This window comes from Fulvivirga aurantia, assembly GCF_009711475.1.
Lineage (GTDB): Bacteria > Bacteroidota > Bacteroidia > Cytophagales > Cyclobacteriaceae > Fulvivirga > Fulvivirga aurantia.
In genome coordinates this window covers 1-2,188 of sequence record NZ_SMMD01000381.1, presented here as the reverse complement: position 1 = coordinate 2,188, position 2,188 = coordinate 1, and the positions used below count along the sequence as shown (strand labels likewise).

The 2,188-nt window shown below is 38.4% G+C and carries 1 protein-coding gene; it reads left to right on the top strand.

The genetic code is table 11. The features are described 5' to 3' along the window. Positions 1–2,188: RHS repeat domain-containing protein (locus E1176_RS20405; RefSeq protein ID WP_185152560.1), on the top strand; the 2,188-nt coding region annotated here is incomplete at both ends.

The following is a 2,188-nucleotide window of genomic DNA, read 5'->3' as shown; positions in this document are numbered from 1 at the left end:
CATGATTTTTATTCTGGGCAGGTTAAAAAAAGACTTATAAAAGATGAGTATGGTAATTTTGAAATAGAGTCAATTTTTCCGGCTTACGAGGCTTACAGTGGAATGGGGCTTGCTATCAATAGAGGGAAAAACATGTTAACTCAAGAACGACAGAGAAGTACTACCCTTTATTCAATACCTCAAAATATTCTTCAATATCAAGTATCATTGGAGCCTTCCACTTGTAATAATTGCTTATGGTCCTTAAGAATGGAGGATGGTATGCAAGAAATAATGGTCAATGATCATTTTTTACTTTACCTGGACGATCAACCGTATTTTTTCAAAGTTGAATTTGTGGGAGATAACTCGCTAGGAATTAGATTTGATGGAAAGTTACCATATAGTGTAGAGTATGAAAATGTTGAAATTAAAAAATTAGATAAATCTCTTTTAGCTTCGTCTGTTCAAACCTGGAGTAATCAAATAGAAGAGATTCAAGGTAATTCCAATGTTTACCGCAAACACCGCTCATATTCATACCTCGGAAATAACGTAGATGTATCTCAAGAACCTAATGGGTTATATCCTTACTCATCCTTTGTAGAATTTGATGGCTGGCAACATGGCCAGACACCTTCATCCGATCAATGGCAAAAGAATAGTGAAATCACACTGTATGATGTCAATTCACATGCATTAGAAGCTATGGATGTGAATGGTAATTATGCAGCCACACATATGGACGTTGATTATCATCAGGTGTTTTCGACAGCGGCTAATGCGCAGTATCATGAGTTTGGATATTCTGGTTTTGAAAAAATGAGAAATGATTTCCGTTTCAGTGGTGACATTAAATTGGGAGTCGGAGATGCAGGTTTGCGACAAAAGTCTGATGGATATAAAACCCATACTGGTGAGCATAGTGTGGAAGTAGTGTTAGATGGAGGCACTGCATTATATTATGATTTTCCTGAGGTTGATAGATCCAAAGACTATCGCCTTAGCGTGTGGGTGCATGAAGCCAACAAAAATCAGCTACAACTTTATGCTAAAGATGGCTCAACAATATTTGCTAGTTTCAACGGAGACGATTTGGTGGATGAGAAAAAAGCCGGAGAATGGTACTTAGCCAATTTAGATGTATCTCTTGAAGGAACAACTGGAGATATACAATTCGGGGTGAAATCATCAGGAGGTACAGGCTTAACTGTTGATGACTTCCGCTTTCACCCATTAGACGCTACCATGACGAGTTATGTTTATAATGAGTGGGGAGAACTGAGCCATATTCTGGACGCTAATAATATCTATACCCATTATGAGTATGATGAGATGGGTAGGTTAATAAGAACTCATCGCGAAACCTTTGATCATGAGACTGTACAAACAGGCTTAATTGAGTATAACTATGGCAAGCAAGACATAATTGATGATTTACATGTAATAGTCTCTGCTGTAGATGATGATACATATAAAGCTCAAGTAAACCAGGGGTATGGCCCATTTATCTATACGTGGAAGAAAAACGGGAATTTCCTGGATGAGGTCACTACAAACGCTAAAGAGATAACCATTGACATCCCCGATCAGATATGCGGATTCGAAGTTTCATGTGAGATTCAAGACACGTATGGGAGGAAAAAGGTTGCTACTTATAGAAATTCAGCACCATATTTTTCTGCTTCTGGCAGTATGTCAGGAAATACAGCAAGTGTTTCTTTAAGTGGGGGCAAACCTCCATACCGTCTTACCTATAATTTGACCAATGCTGATGGAAGTACCAAGAGTTTTAATTTTAGAGATATCACTTCAAATAACCATACGAATACGTTTAGTGGTTTGCCATCATGTTACAAAATGAACATTACTGCAAGAGACGCTTGCGGAACTTCAAAGTCTCAGGAAATTCACAATACATTATTTAGATCAGTTGACGCTATTCCTTATGGTACCTGGGAAGGAGGACAAGCAGGAACAACGCTAACATTTGAAGTGGCAGTAAATAGCGGTTGCGAGCCTTATGATTATGAGTGGTCGTATGAGAATACTTCAGGAGTAACGTACGGTATACTATATAATCAGCCATCTGTGGATATCACTTTTGAAAATTGCGGATCCTTCACGGTAAAATGTAAAGTCACTGCCGAAAACGGGAAGTATGACCAGGTCTCTCAGTTTATAACTATTTCTGGTGACGGAAGTGGTG